The organism is Mycobacterium sp. 1245801.1, from assembly GCF_001673055.1.
In the GTDB taxonomy this organism is placed as follows: Bacteria; Actinomycetota; Actinomycetes; order Mycobacteriales; family Mycobacteriaceae; genus Mycobacterium; species Mycobacterium europaeum_A.
The window spans coordinates 1-1,154 of the sequence record NZ_LZKY01000017.1 but is presented as its reverse complement, the minus strand read 5'-3'; the positions used below and the strand labels follow the sequence as shown (position 1 = coordinate 1,154).

Genomic DNA, 1,154 nt, shown 5'->3' with positions numbered 1-1,154 from the left:
AGGCAAGGTGAGATCGCCGTGCCTGTCATTGGTAGGCATTGTGTCCAACCCTTTTCTCTCGTGTCGGCGGACGCTTTGAATCTAAACGCCTACCGTTGGACGTGACTATACCTGCTGGTGTCGCATCCGCAATAGTGAGCGCCGTCACCATCTTCGCAGGTCATCATACTTACACGGCTGTAATTAGAACGTCAAGGTGTCGCATGAACGAAAAGTAGGTAGCGCGTGCTGCTTGACGGATTACCGTCGAGTAGGCGACACTTGTTGCACATTCAAAAGCGGCCGCCGTGACGGGCGGTAAACAGCCGAAAGCAAGTGATTACGTTGCCAGTGAAGCACGTCCAGCCCCGAAACCTGACCCTCCTACGTACACTAGTCGGCCCCCAACCAGGCGCCCTCATGTCGGCGCGAAAACTGGCCAGCCGCAGCACAATTCACCACTCTTTTGTGTCCCGGCTCCTCGCCGGTGAATGCACCACCCTGTCGGCGGACCGCGCCGCCCGCATGGCCGAAGTGCTCGGTGTCCGACCGGCCGTACTTTTCCGGCCCATCCCGACAAACAACAAGCGCACTCACATCAAACACGGAGACGCGAAATGAGCGGGACCGCCGCGCCGGCGCGTGTCGTGATGGAGCCCGAGCTGCTGAGCAAGAAGGACGCCGCGCAAGCCCTCGCGGGCATGTCGACGCGCGAACTCGACCGTTATGTCAGGCGCGGTGCTATCACACCACGTATGTTGGGCAGCCGCGTGGTGTTTACTCGAGATGAGGTCCGCCGGTTCGCCACCGAGCTACCCACCTGGGAGCCCAAGTGAACGCCCGGCACGTCGCCGACACCGAGGCCGCGCTCGCCGGCACGGTAGCCGCGCTCGACGACGGCAACGCCCAAATCGCTGCGCTCGAGGACGAACTCGTCGCCGCCAGGTCCACCGTCGACGGCTGGCAGAACATGAGGTGGACGAGTTCGTCGGTGATGCGGCGGCTCGGCATGCGGATGCTCATTTCGTGAGGCCGGCCCATCGGGCGGCGGTGAGTGCTTCGCGGAGGTCGGCGCACGTCGCGGCGAGCTGGATCGCGATGTTCTGCCAGCCGTCGACGGTGGACCTGGCGGCGACGAGTTCGTCCTCGAGCGCAGCGATTTGGGCGTTGCCGTC

General features: G+C 63.1%; 3 protein-coding genes. All 3 read left to right on the top strand.

Annotation, left to right across the window (positions count from 1 at the left end):
- The first annotated feature begins 399 nt into the window (after positions 1–399).
- From A5622_RS30635 to A5622_RS00995, 3 genes are read left to right on the top strand one after another with little or no spacing between them, the layout of a single operon-like run.
- Positions 400–600 carry a helix-turn-helix transcriptional regulator gene (locus tag A5622_RS30635; protein ID WP_066876094.1) on the top strand — a complete coding sequence of 67 codons (201 nt, stop codon included), beginning with the start codon at positions 400–402 and terminating at the stop codon, positions 598–600.
- Positions 597–815, top strand: coding sequence for a helix-turn-helix domain-containing protein (locus A5622_RS01000; RefSeq protein WP_232002805.1), 219 nt, complete (start codon positions 597–599; stop codon positions 813–815). Before A5622_RS30635 ends, A5622_RS01000 begins: the two co-directional genes overlap by 4 nt.
- A complete protein-coding gene (locus tag A5622_RS00995) occupies positions 812–1,009 on the top strand; it encodes a hypothetical protein (RefSeq protein WP_066876093.1) in 198 nt (65 codons plus the stop codon). The genes A5622_RS01000 and A5622_RS00995 overlap by 4 nt, the downstream gene beginning before the upstream one ends.
- Positions 1,010–1,154: the final 145 nt, after the last annotated feature.

Bases quoted from the DNA above. Each gene is read 5' to 3' on its own strand.
- A5622_RS01000 (WP_232002805.1), top strand. From the start codon at position 597: ATGAGCGGGACCGCCGCGCCGGCGCGTGTCGTGATGGAGCCCGAGCTG.
- A5622_RS30635 (WP_066876094.1), top strand. From the start codon at position 400: ATGTCGGCGCGAAAACTGGCCAGCCGCAGCACAATTCACCACTCTTTT.